We start from the raw sequence: 20,440 nt of genomic DNA on the forward strand, positions 1-20,440 counted from the left end.
CCTTGGGGACAATCCCCTCGACGCCGATCAACTCTCCAGCAGGAAGGTCACCGGCCCGTCGTTGACCAGGTGCACCTGCATGTCGGCGCCGAAACGCCCGGTCGCCACCTGCGGATAGGCCTCCCGCGCCAGTTTCACCAGGTGCTCGAACACCGTCTCTCCTTGCGCCGGCGGCGCCGCGCTGGAGAAGCTCGGACGCAGTCCGCTGCGGGTGTTCGCCGCCAGGGTGAATTGCGAGACCAGCAGCAAGCCGCCCTGCACGTCCAGCAAGGACCGGTTCATCTTGCCCTCGTCGTCGCCGAACACCCTGTAGTTGAGCAGCTTGTGCAGCATCTTCGCCGCGCAACGCTCGCCATCCTCGGGCTCGACCCCGACCAGCACCAGCAGGCCGCGATCGATGGAGCCGACGATTTCGCCGCCAACCTCCACCCGAGCCGCGCCGACGCGCTGCAGCAATGCCTTCATTCGGCCTCCGGCGGCAGGTCGAGCAGTCGCCGGCCGATCTCGTTGGTGGCGCGCACCAGCGCATCGACTATCCCCGGCTCGCTGGCGGTATGCCCGGCGTCGCGGATGATCTGCAGTTCGCTGTTCGGCCAGGCCTGGTGCAGGGCCCAGGCATTGTCCAGCGGACAGATGGCGTCGTAGCGGCCATGCACGATCACGCCAGGCAGATGGGCGATGCGGTGCATGTCCTCGAGCAACTGGTTGGGCCTGAGGAAGCCCTGGTTGACGAAGAAGTGGTTCTCGATGCGCGAGATCGACAGCGCCCTGCCCGGCTCGGTGAAGCGGTCCACCACCATGGGGTTGGGGCGCAGCGTGGCGGTGCGGCCCTCCCAGGTCGACCAGGCCTTGGCAGCGTGCATCTGGGCGATCTGGTCGCTACCGGTCAGGCGCTTGTGGAAGGCCGCCAGCAGGTCGCCGCGCTCTTCCGGCGGGATCGGCGCGACATAGTCTTCCCAATAGTCGGGGAACAGGCGGCTGGCGCCTTCCTGGTAGAACCAGTGGATGTCCTGCGGACGGCAGAGGAAGATGCCGCGCAGGATCAGCGCATGGACCCGCTCGGGATGGGTCTGCGCGTAGGCCAGCGACAGGGTCGAGCCCCAGGAACCGCCGAACAGCACCCACTTCTCGATACCCAGGTGCTCGCGCAGGCGCTCCATGTCCGCCACCAGCTCCCAGGTGCTGTTCTTCTCCAGGCTGGCGTGGGGCGTGGAACGGCCGCAACCGCGCTGGTCGAAGGTGACGATACGGTAGAGGTTGGGATCGAAGAAGCGACGCGACAGGGCATCGCAACCGGAGCCGGGGCCGCCGTGGACGAAGACGACCGGCAGTCCGTCCGGCGAACCGCTTTCGTCGGCATACAGCACATGCGGTTCGTCGACGGCCAGCTCGTGGCGAGCGTAGGGTTTAATTTCCGGATACAGAACTAGCATGATGCGCTCCCGAGGCGATGTGTTCGGCCCCCGGCGCAAACGTCGACAGCGGGGCCCGTCCTTTGCTCTGCCGCGCATGATACTTCGGCGCCGGGAAAAAAACCGAGCGGCTTTCATGTCCGCCCCGGTAGAGGGGAAACCATCAATCCAAGCAACGGCGCCTGGCGCCGGGAGAACGAGCATGGCCGAGGCCTTGCGACACCGTATCCGCGCCGCCGGCCTGCTGGTGGTGGAGCAACGCATCCTGCTGGTCCGCCACGAGGTCGGCGGCGACATCTACTGGATTCCGCCCGGCGGCGGCTTCGAGTCGGAATGCGACGAATCGACGAAGGATACCGTCCGGCGCGAGTTTTTCGAGGAGACCGGCCTGCGGGTGGACGTCGGCCCGCTGGTCTACGTGCGCGAATTCGCCGAACCCGCCGCCGGGCGCTTCCACATGGAGCTGTTCTACCGCATCGACGCCTGGCGTGGCGAGCCGACCCTGGCCAACCTGAAGGGCCTGGGCGGCGACGAGTTCGATATCCGCGAGGTCGGCTGGATCGCCCGCGACGAACTGCCTGGCCTGCCGTCGTTCTATCCGGCCGAACTGGCCGACGACGTCTGGTCGCGCCTGGACGCGCCGACGCCGTCGATCCGCCACCTCGGCCTGCAGCGCTAGACGCTCACTGCACCGGATCGCTGGTGGGGTTCTCGAGGATCGCCTTCAGCTCCGCGGTCATGGGAAACTCCAGGTTCAACCCCTTGGGCGGGATCGGCTGCTGGAACCAGCGCTGGTAGATGCCCTGTATCTCGCCCGAGCGATACAGCCCGGCCAGGGTCTCGTTGACCAGGGCAAGGAACTGCGGGTCGTCCTTGCGCACCATGCAGCTGTAGATCTCCCGCGATTGCGGCTCGCCGACCACCACCCAGTCGTGCGGCTGGCGCGCCTTGGCGCGTTCGCCGTAGAGCAGCGCATCGTCCATGTAGAAGGCCACCGCGCGACCCGATTGCAGCATCTGGAAGGCTTCGCCGTGGTCCTTGGCGCTGACCACGTTCATCCCCAGCTTGTGTTCGGCGTTGTAGTTCTTCAGGTAGCGCTCGTTGGTGGTGCCGGCGGTGGTCACCACGTTCTTGCCCTTGAGGTCGTCGAAGTGGGCGATGCCGCTGTCCTTGCGGGTCAGCAACTGGCCCTTGACGTAGATGAAGCCGTAGGAGAACGCCACCTGTTTCTGCCGCTCGGCGGTGACCCCGGTGGAGCCGCACTCCAGGTCGACGGTGCCATTCTGCACCAGAGGGATACGGGTCTGCGAAGTGACCAGGTTGTACTTCACCTTGAGTTCCGGCTTGCCGAGGGTGCTTTTGAGCCGCTCCACCACCTTGTCGGCCAGTTCCACCGAATAGCCCATGGGCTGGCCGCTGTTATCGCCAAGGTAGGAGAAAGGCACCGAGGCATCGCGATAACCCAGGGTTATCGTGCCGTTGTCGGCAACCTTCTTCAGGGTGCCGCTGAGTTCCTCGGCCTGCGCGGCGCCGATGGCGAGCGACAGGGAGAGTGCGAGAGTGCTGGATACAAGAATTTTCATCGGAGGTTCTGCCTCTTTTTTCTTATGGCTATGGAAAGTAAGTCAGCCCCTGGCCGCCACCACGGTGATCTCCACCAGCACCGACGGACGCGCCAGCTCCGCCTGGACGGTGGTCCGGCTGGGCGCCTGGCCGATCGGCAACCACTGGGTCCAGACCTCGTTCAGGGCGGCGAAATCGCGGGCGATGTCCTTCAGGTAGATGGTCGCGCTGAGGATACGCTCCTTGCGCGACCCGGCCTCGGCCAGCAGCGCGTCGATCTTCGCCAGCACCTCGCGGGTCTGGCCATGGATATCCTCGGCCTGGCCCGGCACCTGGCCGGAAAGAAATACCAGGGCGTCGAAGCAGACCGCGGCGGACAGGCGGTCGTTGGTGGCGATACGGGTCGGTTCCATGGGAGTGCTCCAGGTCGAGGGGAATTCAGCCAGCCAGCGCGCCGCGCGGAAGCAGGCCAGAGGTATCGATGCTCGGCGGGCGGCGGCCGATCTGCTCGGCCAGCAGGCGCCCGCTGCCGCAGGCCAGGGTGAAGCCGAGCGCGCCGTGGCCGAGGTTGAGCCAGAGGTTGCGGTAGCCGCCGTTGCCCACCAGCGGTACCCCGGTGGGCGTGGCCGGGCGCATGCCGGCCCATTCGACGGCGGCGTCGAAATCGCCGCCCTGCGGGAACGTGTCCCGCGCCTGCTGGCGCAGCAGTGCCAGGCGCGCGGGCTCGAGGCCGGGGTCGAAGCCGACGATGTCGACCATCGCGGCGATCCGCAGCCGCTCGCCGATCCGCGCGTAGACGATCTTGCGGTCGTAATCGGTGATGCTGGTATCCGGCGCACGGTGCTGCGCGCCGACCGGCAGGGTCAGGCTATAGCCCTTGAGCGGGTATAGCGGCAGGCGCAGGCCCGGCAGCATCAATTCGGCGCTGCGGTAGCCGGCGGCCAGCACCACATGATCGGCCTCGATGAGATCGCCGACGACCTCGACGCCACGCACCGCCGCGCCGCCCTCGACGATCTTCGTCACCCTGCGGCCATGCAGTTGCCGGCAATGTCCGGAAGCCTGCAGGCGCTCGGCAAGTTGCACGCAGAAGGCATGGCAGTCGGCGACCTCCTCGTCCGGCGTGTGGATGCCGCCGACGAAGGGCGCGGCGGACAGGGCCGGCTCCAGCGCGCGGCACTCGGCGGCGGTCAGGACGAATTGCGCCGAAGGATCGGCCAGACCCTGGCGGGCCCGCGCAAAGCTGGCCGGTTGGCGAAACGCCACCAGCTTGCCGTTGCGCCGCCAGTCGAAGCCATCGAGGCCATCCTCCTCGCGCCAGGCCTGCAGGGTGCGCTGGCTGAGCAATGCCAGGCGCAGCAGGTGCGCGGCATTGCGGCGGTTCAGCGAGCCGCGGCAGGCCGCGAGGAAGCCCAGCAGCCAGCGCCACTGCGCCGGATCAAGGCGCGGCCGCAGGCGCAACGGCGCATCGTTGCGCAGCAGCCAGCCGAGCGCCTGGGCCGGCACGCCGCTGTCGGCCAATGGCGCCACGTAGCGATAGGACAACTGCCCGCCATTGGCGTAGCTGGTTTCCAGCCCGCCCCGCTCGCGCGCTTCCACCAGGGTCACGTCGAATCCTTCGCGAACCAGGGCGTAGGCCGTGGCCAGGCCGACCACGCCGGCGCCGATGATGCAAACCCGCTGAGCCATGACAATCGTTATCCAGGTGTTTTCCAGGGCTTCGACGATAGGCGCGGATGACAGCGGTAGGACAATGAATAAAGATGGCCAGGGTATAAATCCAGGTTATGGGCTCGCGCCGATGAAGCTCCGCCATATCGAAGTGTTCCAGGCGATCCGCCAGGCTGGCTCGGTCAGCGGCGCCGCACAGTTGCTGCATGTGTCCCAGCCGGCGGTGAGCAAAGTCCTGCAGCACGCCGAGCAGCAACTGGGCTTCCCGCTGTTCTTGCGAGTGCGCGGCAAGCTGCTGGCGACTCCGGAAGCGCTGGAACTGGAGCGCGAAGTGGCCAAGCTCAGCGATAGCCTGCAGGCGGTGCGGCGCCTGGCGCAGAACCTGCGGCGCCAGCCGGGCCACAGCCTGCGCATCGGCGCCACCCCGGCCCTGGCGCTGTCGCTGCTGCCGCGGGCGATCGGCGAATGGAGCGCGCGCTATCCGCAGAGCGGCTGCGAACTGGCCACCTTGCATTCGCGCGAACTGGTGCAGGGCCTGCTGATGCGCGAACTGGACCTGGCCCTGAGCCTGAAGCAGCCGGAACACCCCGGCCTGCGCGGCGAAGCCATCGCCAGCGGCGTATTGGTGGCCCTGGCGCCGCGCGAACACTGGCCCGAAGCGGAACGCCGGCAGCCGCTGAGCCTGGCCGGGCTGGCCGGCGAAGCGCTGATCGGGCTGTCCACCGCCGACCCGCTGTTCGCCCGCCTGGAGGATTACCTCAGCGCCGTGGTGCCACCGCCGCAGGTGAAGATCGCCGTGCAGACCTACGCCCTCGCCCGCGCCCTGGTGGAGGCTGGGGCGGGCCTGGCGCTGGTCGATCCCTTCACCGCCCTCGGCGCCGACCCGCACAGCACCGCGATCCGCCCATTGAGCCCGGCCTTCCCGGTCACCCTCTACGCCATCACCCGCGCCGACGAAACCCCGCCGCACACCCTCGCTCCGCTGCTGCGGATGCTCGCCCGCCAGGCCGAGGAGCGTTTGCGGGCCGTGCAGATGTAGCATTTGCCGCCTGGCCTGCCGCTGGAAACCTTGGACGTCGTTCTGGCCTGGCCCACGCCTCGCGTCCTTACCGCTCCGGCTTCCAGTCTGGGCGGTCCGCGTCGTAGCCCTGGGTCGGGTGCGGTGGCAGAGGATGGTCCTTTATCAAGTCGGGAAAACGCAAATCAGGATCAGCGGCAAGTCGATCGTAAATACCATCATATAGTTTGTGCAGTTTTTCATCGGGGACGTACCACATTGCACTTGCAGGAGGAGTCTTGTTTCCAAAGACGCGCGAGAGGAAGAAAGCCGCGCTCTTGCCCCCCTGAGAGACTGACACCTGATAGTAACCTAATGCTTTTGGGAAATTATGCTCTACTATCTTGTAATACGCCCCCAGCTCATAACTAGCCGGCGCATAGCCCTGGCTAGCAGCACAGTTAGTATACGCCAACCCCAAATCCTTTTTTTTGGCCACATATATATAAAGCTTACCTAGTTCGGTTAGCGCCGGCGGATTTCCTAGGCTAGCAGCCTTATCAAGAAAAGTAAGTCCGTCAGTTGCAGGATTCTTGACCCCGGCACGATTACCGATCATTGCCCCCATATTATAGAAACCTTGAGGAATCTTCAGATCGATCATTTTCTGGTAAAGGTCTAGAGCTTTCTGAGTGTCCTTCTCCACACCTCCCGGCCAACCGGTACGATAGAGGTTCGCCAAGTTATGCATGGCCTTCCAGTGGCCACGCTCCACTGCCTTGCTGTAAAGCTCGACGATACGGCCCCAGGGCCGCAGAGTATCGGGCTTGGCCAAGGCGGCTGCTTCGCGGTACCAGACATCGGCTTGCGAATCCAACGGCGGCAGATGGTCTTTTTCATTAACGCAGACAAACGATTTGCTGTTGGCCATCACGGGAACGGCTGCAAGACACAGCACGGCCCAAAGTCCAATAGCCATCAGCCGCATCATTGCTCCGGTTTCCAGTCGGGCCGATCTGCGTCGTAGCCCTGGGTCGGGTGAGGAGGCAGAGGATGATCCTTTATCAAGTTGGTAAAACGTAGATCTGGATCAACTTCAAGCTTCTTGTAAATAGAGTAATACATCTCATAAAGCTCCTTATCCGCGTCATACCACATCCTATCAACTGGTCGACTTTTTTCATCGAATATATCTGTCATTAGAAGCGCAGCATCACCATCCCCTTGAGAAGTAGCAAGCTGGTAATAGCTCAGCGCCTTAGGATAATTATGCTTAACTATTTTGTAATACGCACCCAATTCATAATTAGCGGGAGCATATCCTTGCTCAGCAGCGCATTGCGTGTAACGAAGTCCTAGTTCGTCCTGATTCGCTTCATAAATATAAAGCTTACCTAACGCAGTTAAGGCTGGAGGGTTACCCATACTGGCGGCCTTGTCCAAGAAGGTCAGGCCATCGGTAGCAGGATTCTTAACACCGGCACGATTGCCAATCATTGCCCCCATGTTATAGAAGCCTTGGGGCACTCCCAGATCGATCATCTTCTGGTAAAGGTCCAACGCTTTCTGCGTATCCTTCTCTACCCCACCAGGCCACCCTGTACGATAAAGATTCGCCAGGTTATGCATGGCCTTCCAGTGACCACGCTCCACTGCCTTGCTGTAAAGCTCGACGATACGGCCCCAGGGCCGTAGAGTATCTGGCTTGGCCAAGGCTGCTGCTTCGCGGTACCAAGCATCGGCTTGCGAATCCAACGGCGGCAAATGGTCTTTCTCATTAACGCAGACAAACGATTTGCTGTTGGCCATCACGGGAACGGCTGCAAGACAGAGCACGGCCCAAAGTCCAATAGCCATCAGCCGCATCACTGCTCCGGTTTCCAGTCGGGCCGATCTGCGTCGTAGCCCTGAGTGGGATGGGGTGGTAACGGATGCTCCTTCATCAGGTTGGGAAAACGTAAATCAGGATCAGCCTCAAGCTTTTTATAGATTGAATAATATTCCTTGTGTAGTCTTTCGTCGGGGGAGTACCACATCCTGTCAACATCGGGACTAGCCTTATCAAAAACTCCGGACATGAAGAAGGCAGCATCACCATTTCCTTGACTGGCAGCAAGAAGATAATAGCTCGCCGCCTTGGGGAAGTTATGCTCTACTATCTTATAATACGCCCCTAACTCATAATTAGCCGGTGAATAACCCTGACTGGCAGCGCAATTGGTATACGCCAAACCCAAATCTTTCTTCTTAGCTACATAAATATAAAGCTTTCCAAGCTCAGTCAATGCCGGCGGATTTCCCAAGCTGGCGGCCTTATCCAGGAAGGTAAGTCCATCCGTTGCAGGATTCTTGACCCCGGCACGATTACCGATCATTGCCCCCATATCATAGAAACCTTGAGGAATCTTCAGATCGATCATTTTCTGGTAAAGGTCTAGAGCTTTCTGAGTGTCCTTCTCCACACCTCCCGGCCAACCGGTACGATAGAGGTTCGCCAAGTTATGCATGGCCTTCCAGTGGCCACGCTCCACTGCCTTGCTGTAAAGCTCGACGATACGGCCCCAGGGCCGCAGAGTATCGGGCTTAGCCAAGGCTGCTGCTTCGCGGTACCAAGCATCGGCTTGCGAATCCAACGGCGGCAGATGGCCTTTTTCATTAACGCAGACAAACGATTTGCTGTTGGCCATCACGGGACGGCTGCAAGACACAGCACGGCCCAAAAGTCCAATAGCCATCAGCCGCATCACTGCTCCGGTTTCCAGTCAGGCCGATCTGCGTCGTAGCCCTGAGTGGGATGAGGTGGTAACGGATGCTCCTTCATCAGGTTGGGAAAACGTAAATCAGGATCAGCTTCAAGCTTTTTATAGATTGAATAATATTCCTTGTGTAGTTTTTCATCGGGGGAGTACCACATTCTGTCAACATCGGGACTGGTCTTATCAAAAACTCCGGACATGAAGAGGGCAGCATCATCATTTCCTTGACTGGCAGCAAGAAGATAATATCTTGCTGCTTTTGGAAAGTTGTGTTCAACGAGTTCGTAGTAACTCCCCAACTCATAGTTTGCCGGAGCATAACCCTGACTCGCAGCACATTGGGTATATGCCAAACCCAACTCTCTGTTTTTGGCCACATAAATATAAAGCTTACCCAGTTCGGTTAGCGCCGGCGGATTTCCTAGGCTAGCAGCCTTATCAAGAAAAGTAAGACCATCAGTTGCAGGATTATTGACCCCGGCACGATTACCGATCATTGCCCCCATATTATAGAAACCTTGAGGAATCTTCAGATCGATCATTTTCTGGTAAAGGTCTAGAGCTTTCTGAGTGTCCTTCTCCACACCTCCCGGCCAACCGGTACGATAGAGGTTCGCCAAGTTATGCATGGCCTTCCAGTGGCCACGCTCCACTGCCTTGCTGTAAAGCTCGACGATACGGCCCCAGGGCCGCAGAGTATCGGGCTTGGCCAAGGCGGCTGCTTCGCGGTACCAAGCATCGGCTTGCGAATCCAACGGAGGAAGATGGTCTTTTTCATTAACGCAGACGAATGATTTGCTGTCGGCCATAACGGAAACTCCGAAACTCAGCAGGAAAGTGAACAGATAAATAGAGATACGCATCGCTCAGTCAACCGTAAAATTGGGACTATAGGGTGTGGTGACATCCCAGAACCGCAATAAATGGGTCGTTAGAGATTCACCATTTCGCTGCTGCTTCCAGTTCTTATCCATCTTCTGATTCCACAGCTTGAAGTTTTCTTCGGTCGTTTCGGCCAACTTATAAGCATGTGCCCCCCACAACTCCTCCCGCATCGCCCTCGCCAAATCCGGATTGGGTTGGGCAATCCCCAATTCGCTGTCGCTATGCATGCTGCGGACATTGATATTGGCCGAGCTGAGCAGGGTATAGAGGTCGTCCACCAGCAGCAGCTTGGAGTGCACGTAGATGTGCTTGTAGCGCGCCTTCAGCGGCGGCGCCCCGAGGGCGGCCTCGGCTTCGGCGGACATGCGTACTGGCGGCGGGCTGCCGGGGGCGGGGTCGCTGGTGGCCAGGGTGGCGATGACCACCTTGAGGCCGGGCACGTCGGCGAGCTGGTAGGGCTTGTCGTCCTCGCCGGTGTTCTTCGCCAGTTCGGGAATGTCCTGCGCGCCGAGACCGCCGAGGCGTTGCTCGACTTCCGGCGTCACGCCTTTCTCTTCGAGCGCCTCGATCTTGCGTTGCAGCCGTTCGATGTTGTTTTCCTGGCCGCGCCGGACATAGGGATCGGGGTGCGGGTTTTCCCTGAGCTGCTTCAACTGCTCGCGCTTTTCCCGCAGGTCATGCGCCAGGTCGCGCTGCACTTGCGGCATCAGCTGCTCCTGGCCCAGGCCTTTCATCATGTCGTAGGTGGTCTTCGAGGCGTCGCTGGAGTCGGGGGTGTTGGTCACGACGAACAGGTACAGGTCGCCGGGCACGCCCCGGGCCTTGCGCACCTGCGCAGTCTTCCGCAGGCGCTCGGCGAAGCCGGCATAACGGAAGTACTGGTTTTCCATGTAGACGTAGTCGGTGGCATTGCCCAGGGCCTTGAGATAGTGCTCCAGGATCGAGCGCTCGTCGTCCTGCGGCTGGGTCCGGCAAATCTGCGCGACGCTGTTGCTGGCGGGCGTGGCGATCTTCGGCAGCGGCAAGGCGTCGCGCTCGGCGGTCAGCGATGGCGTCGAGAACCAGCGCTTGTACCACGGCGTCTCGAGGTCCCAGGCCTCGCTGAAGTTGCGGCTGAGGTCGGCCAGCACCGGGCCCTGGACCTGCATGGAGATATCCTGCCAGGGCCCGAACCCGGGATCGCGACCGGCGGCGCGGTCGTCGAACAGGTGGGCGCTGGTGTCCCAGTAGTTGCGGTGCATGTTGTGACCCATGACGAAGCCGATGGCCTGCGGGCTGCCATAGTCGACCAGGACCATCTTCTGGTGATGGCTGGCGAACTGGGTGAGTACCAGCAACTGGCCGATGCCCAGGTCGTCGATGCCATCGGCGCGCAGCAGGTGGATCAGGCTTTGCAGTCGCCCATTGACGAGGCGCACTTGCTCGCCGTTCATCACCGGTCTGGCCGTCTGCTCGAAGTCGCGGGTACGGAACTCGACGTTCTGCAACCCACCGCCGCGTACCGCCTTGAACCAGTCGCGGGTGAATATCTGCCCCCAGGGATCCTGGCGGGTGCCGCCGGAACCGCGCTTGCCGCCGTAGCCCTGGGCCTCGCTGCTGTCGAGAGTGCGCTGGATCTCGGCGTTCTCCGCCTCCAGCTCGGCGATGCGCGCCCGCGCGTGGCGGCGCCCCGCGGGTCGAAGCTCGGCAGCCTGCCTTCGCGGTGCAGCCGTTCCGAGCGCTCCAGGGCTTCCTGCTGCCGCGCGATGAGGTTGAGGTTATGCTGGCGCCGCTGCTCCAGTCGCAGCACCTCGTTGTCCACCGCGCTGCCGCTGGCGACGCCCGAGCCCGCCCAGGTGCCGCCGGAACCGCCGACGCCGGCCCCGGGGATGGTGTTTTCCTTGAGCCTGGCGAGCTGGTTGCTCCAGACCAGCACCCGCGCCTGCACCCCTTCGCGGCCCTTCGTCTGCAGCAATTCGCCGATTCGCGGTCCGTCGGGGCGTTTGAAGCGCATGGCCGGGTCGAAGCCCCAGGTGATGATGTCGATGCTCTGCCGGGCCGCTTCCATCGCCGCATGCACCGCGTCGAAGGCCGCCTGGCCATTGATCAGCGGCTTGATGTGCACACCCGCGCGCGGTGGGTAGAAGGCCTTGTTGGCGAACCAGTCGAGGGTCAGCCGGACGCTGCCGGCCTGTTGCGCGTACAGCTTGAGGGTCTGCGGTTTGTACAGGTCGCTCATGGCGTGGGGTCATCCTTGTCGGCGGCGCCGGGCCGCGAGGCGTCGCGCCGGTAGGCGTCCGGGGCGGAACGCGGCTTGTGCTGGGGCATTTCCGCCCGGTAGTCACGGAACCCCTGCTGGGCGAGCCGATCGTCGGCCTGCAGTGCGTCCGGTTGGTCGACCATCTCCACTTCGTAGGCGTGGCCATTGGCGGTCTCGATACGATAGGTGCGTTCGCCCGGCAGCGGTTCGAAGCTGATTGCGCCGCCTTCGTCGGCGATGCCCTCCTCCTTGAAGGCACCGTTGGCGTAGAGCCGATACGGTTGCCTGGCCGCCGATGCCACGCCGGGCAACGGACTGAGTTCGAAACGCAGGAGTTTCTGCGGCGCTTCGCCGATCTTCTGGGCGATGGCTCCCAACAAGGCGCCTCCCGCCGCCGCGGCGTCGGCCGCGAGCGGTTGCAGCGGCGACAGCGCGCGAACGCCGCTACCGATGCCGGGGCTGCCGCCGCTGTTGATCATCACCTGGGCGCCGTCGAGGGTGACACCGACCGGGTCGAGCCTGGCGAAGCTGCCACCGCCCTTTAGGGTCAGCTCCATGCCTGCCTCGATCACTACCTTGTCGCCGGCCTTGAAATGGATCTCGTCGCCCGCCTCGACGAACTGGCCGGTGCCGATCCTCAGGTGCAACGCGTCGGCGACGCTGAGGTGGTCGGCCGCCTTCAGTTCGACCTTGCGGTCGGCATGGACCGTGCGCTGTTCCTCGGCCCTGAACTCGCTGTAGCTATCACCCTCGACCGTGTCGTGGCGCTCGTGGCCGACGCGGATCTTCTGGTCGTGCTCGATGTTCTCGTCCCAGTCGCGCTGGGCGTGGACGAAGATCTGTTCCTGGCCCTTGCGGTCCTCGATGCGCAGTTCGTTGAAACCGCCGCCGCCGGGGTAGCTGTCGGTCTTGAAAACGCTGCGGGTCTTGTTCTGCGGCAGCTCGTAGGGCACCCGGTTTTCGCTGTGGTAGAGGCAGCCGGTGACCAGCGGCTGATCCGGATCGCCCTCCAGGAAACCCACCAGGACTTCCATGCCCACCCGCGGGATGGCGACGCCGCCATAGCGCTTGCCCGCCCAGTTGGAGGCGACGCGCAACCAGCAACTGGTGTTGTCGTCGGCCTGGCCGAGGCGATCCCAGAAGAACTGCACCTTGACCCGGCCGTATTGGTCGCAGTGGATGGTCTCGCCGGCGGGGCCGGTCACGACCGCTGTCTGACAGCCCAGCACGCGTGGCCTGGGATGCTCCAGCGGGGGGCGGAAATGCGCGCTCCAGGGAGTGGCGACGAAACGGTTGCGATAGCCCTGGCGGAAATCGCCCCGGCCCTGCGCGACGTCGCTGTCGATCGACTCTTCCAGTACCTGCGGCTGCCGCCCTTCGTGGAGAACCTCGGTAAGCAGCCAGAGATCGTTCCATTCGCCGCGGGGATGCGCGGACAGCGTCAGGAAGTGTCCGCTGAGCAGCGCCGGTTCGTCGCTTTCGCCCCTGGCCTGTAGGTAGTCGGCGCGATGCCGTTCCAGCGCGCGCCGGCTCAGGTGCTTGCCGCGCTCGCGGTGGGTGAAGCGGCCGGGATAGTCGTAGTCCTCCAGGTCCGGTTGCTGCGCCCCGGGCTGCGGGCCATGGGCGGCCTGCATCTGCAACGCGGGTTGCTCGAAGTCGTAGTCGCGCCGGGTAACCCGGCTGGCACGGGTGTCGAAGCGCACGCCGAAGCGCTTGACCACCGGCTGGTCGGCGACCAGCCCGGCGTCCTGCACGTAGGCGACGGGGCGTTGCAGCCGCGGAAAGGAGGTCTGGTCGTCGCCGAAGACCAGCATATGGCCCTGGGCAGAAAACTCATGGTGGTAATGGATGCCTTCCTCCTCGCAGAGCCTGCTGAGGAACGCCAGGTCGGTTTCGTCGTACTGCGTGCAGTATTCGCGGGCCGGGTACGGCGTCGGGCCCAGCTGGAAGCGGTAGGCGTCGGCGAGAACGCCGTGGCCCTCCAGCACCCGGCCGATGATTTCCGGCACGCTGAGGCGCTGGAAGATGCGTTGGTCGCTGCACAGCCCCAGGTAGGCCAGGCGCGGCTCCAGGGTCGCGCGATAGCCGGTCAGGCGCTTGCCGGAGTCCCCCTGGGCGATGCTGGTGAGCTGTCCGTGGACCCCTTGCCCGCTCGGCGAGAGGATCAGGAAGGCCGGCTGGTGCAGCAGCGCGTCGAGGTCCAGATCGGATCGCTCGCTGACCAGCTCCAGGTCGAAGCGAAAGGGCTGGCTGATGGCTTCGCGACCGCGGAAGGCGAGTACCTGGAAGTCGTGCCGGAGGTTTTCGATGCGAAGGCTGAAGTGCGTCTGGTTGGCGGGGGCGAACATTCACTGTCCTCTTGGAAACGCAGCCGTGCGTTCCTGGCGTATTCGGTTCCGGGCGCGACGCGCCTGCGCCCGCGCGATGGAAATGCTGGCCGAGAGGATAGAGGAGAACAGTTGTGCAACTCTTTGCGCACTCGGCCTCCCGGCCGCATCAACGCTGACCTCAATAAATTTGTAACAGAAAATTTCCAGAATGCCGACGCGGACGCCCCACCCCATCCGCGGCATTCACGTCCGCCAGGACGGGCCAGGCGTCCGCCGCCTCCGAGCGCCTCAGGCGTAGCGCTCGTGCCCCCAGGCGAGGAGGCTTTCCAGCAGTTCGCGGATGACCGCGCGGGTCGCTTCGGCGAGGTCCGCGCGGTAAGCGAACGGGGCCTGCTCGTCCATGTAGGTGCACTGCGCCAGCTCCAGCTGGACGGCATGGACGTGCTGCTCCGGCTGGCCGTAGTGGCGGGTGATGTGGCCGCCCTTGAAGCGCCCGTTGAGCACATGGCTGTAGCCTTCGGCGGCAGCGCAGACCGCCTCCAGGCGGGCCGCCAGCGCTGGATCGCAACTGGCGCCGGCGTTGGTGCCGAGATTGAAGTCGGGCAGTCGGCCGTCGAACAGGTGCGGCACGTGGGAACGGATCGAGTGGGCGTCCCAGAGCAGCGCGTAGCCGAACTCGGCCTTCAGCCGCGCCAGTTGCTCGGCGATGGTCCGGTGGTAGGGCGTCCACACTTCGGCCAGGTAGCGCATGCGTTCCTCGGCGGACGGCGCCATGCCTTCGCGGTAGAGCGGCCGGCCGTCGAACAGGGTGTCCGGATACAGGCCGGTAGTGGCGGTGCTGTACAGCGGCTTGTCGTCGGAAGGGCGGTTGAGATCGACTACATAGCGCGAATAGTGGGCAGCCAGGGTGCTGGCGCCCAGTTCCTCGGCGAAATCGTAGAGCCGGGGAATGTGCCAGTCGGTATCGGTCAGCGCCCGCGCCTCCTCCACCAGGCCGGCGTCCACCGCCGGGGTCAGGCGCGTGCCGGGGTGCGGCATGCTGATCAGTAGCGGCACGCGGCCGCGCTTGAAACTCAGGACTTCATCCACGGTATACCTCCTCGGCGTGGCGAATGACGCGTTTCGGCAGATCGCCACCCAGCCAGTAGGCCAGCTCCGCCGGACGCTCGATGTCCCAGGCGACGAAGTCGGCCAGCTTGCCGACCTCCAGGCTGCCGTGGCGGGCTTCCAGCCCCAGCGCCCGGGCGGCGTGCAGGGTGACACCGGCCAGCGCCTCCTCCGGGGTCAGGCGGAACAGGGTACAGGCCATGTTCAGCATCAGGCGCAACGACAGCGCCGGCGAGGTGCCGGGATTGAGATCGCTGGCAATGGCCATGGCCACCCCGTGCCGGCGCAGGGCATCGATCGGCGGCAGCTGGGTCTCGCGCAGCAGGTAGAAGGCGCCCGGCAGCAGCACCGCGACGGTGCCCGCCTCGCCCATGGCGCGGGCGTCGTCCTCGGTCATGTACTCCAGGTGGTCGGCCGACAAAGCCCGGTAGCGCGCCGCCAGGCTGGAACCGTGCAGCGAGGATAGCTGCTCGGCGTGCAGCTTCACCGGCAGGCCCAGCTCGCGGGCGGCGATGAATACCCGCTCGACCTGCGCCGGGGAAAACGCCAGGTGCTCGCAGAAGGCGTCCACCGCGTCCACCAGTCCCTCCCCGGCCAGCGCGGGGAGCATCGTCGAGCAGATATGCTCGATGTAGTCGTCGGCGCGCCCGGCGTATTCCGGCGGTAGCGCATGGGCAGCCAGGCAGGTGCTGCGCACGGTCGCCGGCAGGCGTTCGCCGAGGCGGCGGATGACCCGCAGCATCTTGCGCTCGCTGGCCAGGTCGAGGCCGTAGCCGGACTTGATCTCCAGCGCCGTCACGCCGTCGCGCAGCAAGGGCTCCAGGCGCTTGCGCGCGCTGGCCAGCAATTCTTCCTCGCTGGCCTCGCGGGTGGCGCGTACGGTGCTGGCGATGCCGCCGCCGGCGGCGGCGATCTCGGCGTAGCTGACGCCCTCCAGGCGCTGCTCGAATTCGCCGCTGCGGTTGCCGCCGAACACCGCGTGGGTGTGGCAGTCGATCAACCCCGGGGTCAGCCAGGCGCCATCGAGGTCGATGCGTTCGGCGTAGTCGCCGGGCGGCAGTTCGGCGCGCGGGCCGATCCAGTGGATCAGCGGACCGTCGGTGACCAGGGCGGCGTCCTCGACGATCGAGTACTTGCCGCCCTTGAGGGTGGCGGCATGGCAATGCTGCCAGAGTCGTTTCATTGCAGGTCTCCTATGCTCGCGGCCAGCCGGGCGAGACTCTTCCGCTCGCCGAGGATGGCCGCCGCGCTGGCGATGTCGGGAGCCAGCCAGCGGTCGGTGTCGTACGCGGGCACGCGCTCGCGCAGGATGCCCCAGGCCGCCGCGGTGCCCTGGCCGAAGCGTTGCGGGGCGAGGAATTCGAAGGCCTGGGCGGCCAGCAGGTACTCGATGGCGAGGATCCGCCGGAGGTTCTCCAGGGCCCTGCCAAGCTTGAGCGCGGCACTGGTGCCGAGGCTCAGGTGGTCCTCCTGGAGCGCCGAGGTGACGAAGTTGTCGACCACCGCCGGCTGCGCCAGCTGGCGGTTCTCGCCAGCCAGGGAGGCGGCGACGTACTGGGTGATCATCATCCCCGAGTTGACTCCCGGCTTGCCCACCAGGAACGCCGGCAGGCCGCTGACCAGCGGGTTGACCAGGCGATCCAGGCGCCGCTCGGCGACCCCGCCCAGCTCGGCCACGGCGATCGCCAGCAGGTCGGCGGCCATCGCCACCGATTCGCCGTGGGGATTGGCCTGGGATACCACCCGGTAGGCCTCCGGCGTACCCAGCAGCAGCGGGTTGTCGGTGGCCGAGTTGAGTTCGGTCTCTATCTGCCGCGCCGCGTGGGCCAACTGGTCACGGCAGGCGCCATGGATCTGCGGTATCGAGCGGATGCTCAGGGCATCCTGGGTGCGGATGCCGCGGGCGTTCTCCAGCACCTGGCTGCCAGCCAGCAAGGCCCGCAGATTGGCGGCGACCCGCTGCATCCCGGGATGCGGCTTGAGCGCAACGATCTCGGCGTCGAACGCCGCCAGTTGGCCGCGCAGGGCCTCGAAGCTCATCGCCCCGATCACGTCGGCCCACTGCGCCAGGCGCTGCGCGTCGTCCAGGGCCAGGCAGGCGAGGCCGGTCATGCACGGCGTGCCGTTGACCAGGCAGAGCCCGTCCTTGGCTCCCAGGCGCACCGTCGCCAGGCCTTCCGCCGCCAACGCGGCGGCGGCCGGCACGACGCTGCCGCGGTAGCTGACCTCGCCGATGCCGAGCAGGGCGATGCCGACGTGCGCCATGTGGGTCAGGTAGCCCACCGAGCCCTGGGCCGGCACCTGCGGGGTAATGCCGTGGTTGAGCAGCGCCAGCAGCCCTTCCACCAGCGAACGGTCGAGCCCGGACTTGCCCTGGCTGTAGTTGGCGACGGCGGCACAGATGATCGCCCGGGTCTGTTCGTCGCGCAGCGGCTCGCCGACCCCGCAGGCATGGCTGAGCAAGGTGTTGCGCGACAGCTCGGCGAGCTGCTCGCCTTCCAGCAGGACGTCGCACAGCGCGCCGAGGCCGGTACTGATGCCGTAGGCACGCTCGCCGTTGGCGACGATACGGCAGACGATGGCGCGGGCGTTGTCGATCCGTGCCCAGGCCGCCGCCGACAGTTCCAGGCGCGCACCGTGCCGGGCCACCGCGACCAGTTCCTGCCAACGCAGCGGGCCGTCGCCGAACACGACGCTCGGTAGGTCGCTCATAGGTTCGCCACCCGCCGCTGGACGAAGCGGTCGACGTAGTCGTCGGCCGGCTGGTGGAGGATTTCCCGTGGTGTGCCGACCTGGATCAGTTGGCCGTCCTTGAGGATCGCGATGCGGTTGCCGATGCGTACCGCCTCGTCGAGGTCATGGGTGATGAAGACGATGGTCTTGTGCAGGGTTTTCTGCAGTTCCAGCAACTGGTCCTGCATGTCCGCGCGGATCAACGGGTCGAGGGCGCTGAAGGCCTCGTCCATGAGAATGATCTCGGTGTCGGCGGCCAGCGCGCGGGCCAGGCCAACGCGCTGGCGCATGCCACCGGAAAGCTGGTGCGGATAGGACTTCTCGTAGCCCTTCAGGCCCACCGTGGCGATCCAGTGCAGGGCCCGCTCGTGGCACTGCGCCCGGCTTTCGCCGCGAACCTTCAGGCCGTAGGCGACATTGTCGAGCACGCTCTTGTGCGGCAGCAGGCCGAAACTCTGGAACACCATGCTGATCTTGCGCCGGCGGAATTGCCGGAGGGCTTCCATGTCGTAGCGCAGGATGTCCTCGCCATCCACCAGGATCTCGCCGCTGGTGGGGTCGATCAGGCGGTTGAAGTGGCGCACCAGGGTCGACTTGCCGGAACCCGACAGGCCCATGATCACGAAGATCTCGCCAGCGCCGATGGACAGCGACAGGTCGTTGACGCCGACCACGCAGCCGGTCTGCGCCAGCACTTCGGCCTTGCTGCGTCCCTGGCGGATCAGCGCCAGCGCGGCATCGGCGCGCGGGCCGAAGATCTTGAACACGTTCTTCACTTCGATCTTGTTCATCTGCGCACCGCTCATTTGCTCGTCTCGTGCCGGGAACGGCCGTAGGCCTGGGTGATGCGGTCGATCACCACCGCGAGGATGACGATCGCCAGGCCGGCTTCCAGGCCCTTGCCCACGTTCAGCGTCTGGATGCCCACCAGTACGTCTTCGCCGAGGCCGCGGGCGCCGATCATCGAAGCGATCACCACCATCGACAGGGCCATCATGGTGGTCTGGTTGATCCCCGCCATGATGCTCGGCAGGGCCAGCGGCAACTGCACGCCGAACAGCTGCTGCCAGCGGTTGGCGCCGAAGGCGTTGACCGCCTCCATCACCTCGCTGTCGACCTGGCGGATGCCCAGGTCGGTGAGGCGGATCAGCGGCGGCGCGGCATAGATCACGGTGGCGAAGATCGCCGGCACCTTGCCCAGGCCGAACAGCATCAGCACCGGGATCAGGTACACGAAGCTGGGCATGGTCTGCATGATGTCCAGCAGCGGCATCAGTACCGCGCGCAGGCGGTTGCTGCGCGCGGCGAGGATGCCCAGGGGGATGCCGATCAGCACCGAGATGAAGGTCGCCACCAGCATCAGCGCGAGGGTCTGCATCAGCTTGTCCCAGAGGCCGACGGCGCCGACCAGGAACAGCAGGCCGGTGATCACCAGGGTCGGCAGCAGGCGCCGGGTGGCGTGCCAGGCGATCGCCGCGACGATCGCCAGCAACAGCCACCAGGGCGTGGCGCGGAGTAGCCCTTCGAGGTTGACGATGGCCCACAGCAGGGTGTCGGAGATCTTGCGGAACAGGTCGCCGTAGTTGGTCACCAGGGCGTCGACCCAAGCGTTGACCCAGTCGGCGATGGAAAATGTCAGGCGTTCGGGAAACATGGTCTGCTCTCGTCGGTCGTGGGTTCAGAGTGCCGCTTCGATCTTCTTCGCCGCGTCCTCGTCGACCCAGGCGTGCCAGACCTCGGGGTGCTCCTTGAGGAATTCGCGCGCCAGGCGCGCTGCATCGATCCTGTCCTTGGCCATCCGCGCCAGGTCGCTGTTCAGCAGCTCCGCCGGCAGGTTGACCTTCTCCAGCACCGCCACCAGCTCCGGCGCCTGGTCGTGGAAGGTCCGCGACAGGCCGACCTGGATCCTGATGCGCTTGTCGACGCCGGGCCTTTCCTCCAGGCGCACCAGGTCGGCACGGCCCATCAGCGGCGTCGGCGACCAGTAGTAGAACAGGATAGGCTCGCCGCGCCGATAGCTCGACAGCACCGCCGCGTCCAGTGCCGGGCCGGTGCCCGGACGGAAATTGGTGAACGTCTCTTCCAGGCCGTAGCTTTTCAGCATCTCGCTGTTCTCCAGCTCGCAAGTCCAGCCGGCCGGGCAATTGTAGAAGCGCCCCTTGCCCGGCTCTTCCGGGTCGCGGAAGACCTCGGCGTACTGCGCCAGGTCGGCGATAGAGCGCAGCTTCGGCGCCTTCGCCTCGAGCTTGCGCTGCGGGTCGCCCTCGATCACGTAGCGCGGCACGTACCAGCCCTCCACCGCGCCGACGATGGGTTCGCCGACGCCGACCACCTTGCCGGCCGCGGCAGCCTTGTTCCAGGCGTCGCTGCGGCCGATCCACTCCTCGGCGAAGACCTGGATGTCATTGGTGCTCAGCGCCTGCTCCATGGTGATCGAGTTGCCCGGCAGGCTGTCGGTGGTACAGCCGTAGCCCTTGGCCAGGACGAACTGCATCAGCTCGGTGAGCAGGGTCCCGCTCTCCCAGTTCAGCCCGGCGAACTTCACCGCCTTGCCGGACTCGCACCAGCCTTCCGCCTGGGCGCCCGCCGCGGCGGCGAGCAGGCCGAGGGCACAGAGAACACTCAACATCGACTTCTTGTATCGCATGGTTCGACGCTCCAGATGCACGATTGGGAAAGGCAGTTGGAAAACCTGCGGGCCGCGCCCGGGGGAACGGCCTCGATCGTTGTTATTGGCCGGCGGCTCA

General features: G+C 64.8%; 17 protein-coding genes and 2 pseudogenes. 2 read left to right on the forward strand and 17 right to left on the reverse strand.

All coding sequences use genetic code 11. From position 1 onward, the window contains the following. Window positions 1–27 precede the first annotated feature (27 nt). The gene (dtd, locus tag AT700_RS26460; RefSeq protein ID WP_003095916.1) at window positions 28–465 is read right to left on the reverse strand and encodes a D-aminoacyl-tRNA deacylase; all 438 of its coding nucleotides are present in this window, start codon (window positions 463–465) and stop codon (window positions 28–30) included. Next, window positions 462–1,433, reverse strand: coding sequence for a prolyl aminopeptidase (pip, locus tag AT700_RS26465; RefSeq protein ID WP_003095918.1), 972 nt, complete (start codon window positions 1,431–1,433; stop codon window positions 462–464). The genes dtd and pip overlap by 4 nt, the downstream gene beginning before the upstream one ends. Before the next feature lie 181 nt (window positions 1,434–1,614). Between pip and AT700_RS26470 the strand changes: the two genes are divergently transcribed. Then, window positions 1,615–2,091 carry an NUDIX domain-containing protein gene (locus AT700_RS26470; protein WP_003095920.1) on the forward strand — a complete coding sequence of 159 codons (477 nt, stop codon included), beginning with the start codon at window positions 1,615–1,617 and terminating at the stop codon, window positions 2,089–2,091. A 4-nt stretch (window positions 2,092–2,095) separates the two neighbouring features. On the opposite strand, the gene AT700_RS26475 is transcribed toward AT700_RS26470, so the two are convergent. The 3 genes from AT700_RS26475 to AT700_RS26485 are packed head-to-tail and all read right to left on the reverse strand — an operon-like array spanning window position 2,096 to window position 4,664. After that, a complete protein-coding gene (locus AT700_RS26475; RefSeq protein ID WP_003103446.1) occupies window positions 2,096–2,995 on the reverse strand; it encodes a transporter substrate-binding domain-containing protein in 900 nt (299 codons plus the stop codon). A 42-nt stretch (window positions 2,996–3,037) separates the two neighbouring features. After that, entirely contained in the window at window positions 3,038–3,388 is a 351-nt protein-coding gene (locus tag AT700_RS26480; RefSeq protein ID WP_016253993.1) for a RidA family protein, read from the reverse strand. 25 nt (window positions 3,389–3,413) lie between these two features. Continuing rightward, the gene (locus AT700_RS26485) at window positions 3,414–4,664 is read right to left on the reverse strand and encodes a D-amino acid dehydrogenase (RefSeq protein ID WP_048521723.1); all 1,251 of its coding nucleotides are present in this window, start codon (window positions 4,662–4,664) and stop codon (window positions 3,414–3,416) included. A 64-nt stretch (window positions 4,665–4,728) separates the two neighbouring features. Here AT700_RS26485 and AT700_RS26490 point away from each other — a divergent pair, with 64 nt between their 5' ends. After that, window positions 4,729–5,685, forward strand: coding sequence for a LysR family transcriptional regulator (locus AT700_RS26490; RefSeq protein WP_073660767.1), 957 nt, complete (start codon window positions 4,729–4,731; stop codon window positions 5,683–5,685). Window positions 5,686–5,752: 67 nt separating this feature from the next. On the opposite strand, the gene AT700_RS26495 is transcribed toward AT700_RS26490, so the two are convergent. The 12 genes and pseudogenes from AT700_RS26495 to AT700_RS26540 all read right to left on the reverse strand — a co-directional run bounded on the left by AT700_RS26495 (window position 5,753) and on the right by AT700_RS26540 (window position 20,340). Further along, entirely contained in the window at window positions 5,753–6,622 is an 870-nt protein-coding gene (locus tag AT700_RS26495) for a tetratricopeptide repeat protein (protein ID WP_073666426.1), read from the reverse strand. An 8-nt stretch (window positions 6,623–6,630) separates the two neighbouring features. After that, window positions 6,631–7,500, reverse strand: a complete 870-nt coding sequence (locus tag AT700_RS29965; RefSeq protein WP_078451383.1) for a tetratricopeptide repeat protein — start codon at window positions 7,498–7,500, stop codon at window positions 6,631–6,633. A gap of 8 nt (window positions 7,501–7,508) precedes the next feature. Continuing rightward, a pseudogene (locus AT700_RS26500) lies at window positions 7,509–8,378 on the reverse strand (tetratricopeptide repeat protein). 8 nt (window positions 8,379–8,386) lie between these two features. Further along, the gene (locus AT700_RS29970; protein ID WP_023518169.1) at window positions 8,387–9,262 is read right to left on the reverse strand and encodes a tetratricopeptide repeat protein; all 876 of its coding nucleotides are present in this window, start codon (window positions 9,260–9,262) and stop codon (window positions 8,387–8,389) included. A 3-nt stretch (window positions 9,263–9,265) separates the two neighbouring features. Further along, a pseudogene (gene pldB, locus AT700_RS26505) lies at window positions 9,266–11,502 on the reverse strand (type VI secrection system-dependent phospholipase D effector PldB). Beyond that, complete coding sequence (locus AT700_RS26510) at window positions 11,499–13,871, reverse strand: type VI secretion system tip protein VgrG (protein WP_048521725.1); 2,373 nt, start codon at window positions 13,869–13,871, stop codon at window positions 11,499–11,501. The pseudogene pldB and the gene AT700_RS26510 overlap by 4 nt, the downstream one beginning before the upstream one ends. Window positions 13,872–14,141: 270 nt before the next feature. Next, complete coding sequence (hutG, locus tag AT700_RS26515) at window positions 14,142–14,942, reverse strand: N-formylglutamate deformylase (protein ID WP_048521726.1); 801 nt, start codon at window positions 14,940–14,942, stop codon at window positions 14,142–14,144. After that, window positions 14,935–16,143, reverse strand: a complete 1,209-nt coding sequence (hutI, locus tag AT700_RS26520) for an imidazolonepropionase (RefSeq protein ID WP_023083256.1) — start codon at window positions 16,141–16,143, stop codon at window positions 14,935–14,937. Before hutI ends, hutG begins: the two co-directional genes overlap by 8 nt. After that, the gene (locus AT700_RS26525) at window positions 16,140–17,672 is read right to left on the reverse strand and encodes an HAL/PAL/TAL family ammonia-lyase (protein ID WP_003101754.1); all 1,533 of its coding nucleotides are present in this window, start codon (window positions 17,670–17,672) and stop codon (window positions 16,140–16,142) included. Before AT700_RS26525 ends, hutI begins: the two co-directional genes overlap by 4 nt. Continuing rightward, a complete protein-coding gene (locus tag AT700_RS26530; protein WP_003095945.1) occupies window positions 17,669–18,499 on the reverse strand; it encodes a quaternary amine ABC transporter ATP-binding protein in 831 nt (276 codons plus the stop codon). The genes AT700_RS26525 and AT700_RS26530 overlap by 4 nt, the downstream gene beginning before the upstream one ends. Then, a complete protein-coding gene (locus AT700_RS26535) occupies window positions 18,496–19,347 on the reverse strand; it encodes an ABC transporter permease (protein WP_003095946.1) in 852 nt (283 codons plus the stop codon). The genes AT700_RS26530 and AT700_RS26535 overlap by 4 nt, the downstream gene beginning before the upstream one ends. A 24-nt stretch (window positions 19,348–19,371) precedes the next feature. Continuing rightward, window positions 19,372–20,340: an ABC transporter substrate-binding protein gene (locus tag AT700_RS26540; RefSeq protein WP_003095948.1), complete on the reverse strand. Its 969-nt coding sequence runs from the start codon at window positions 20,338–20,340 to the stop codon at window positions 19,372–19,374. Between the last annotated feature and the right edge of the window lie 100 nt (window positions 20,341–20,440).

It is taken from the genome of Pseudomonas aeruginosa (assembly GCF_001457615.1).
GTDB lineage: Bacteria > Pseudomonadota > Gammaproteobacteria > Pseudomonadales > Pseudomonadaceae > Pseudomonas > Pseudomonas aeruginosa.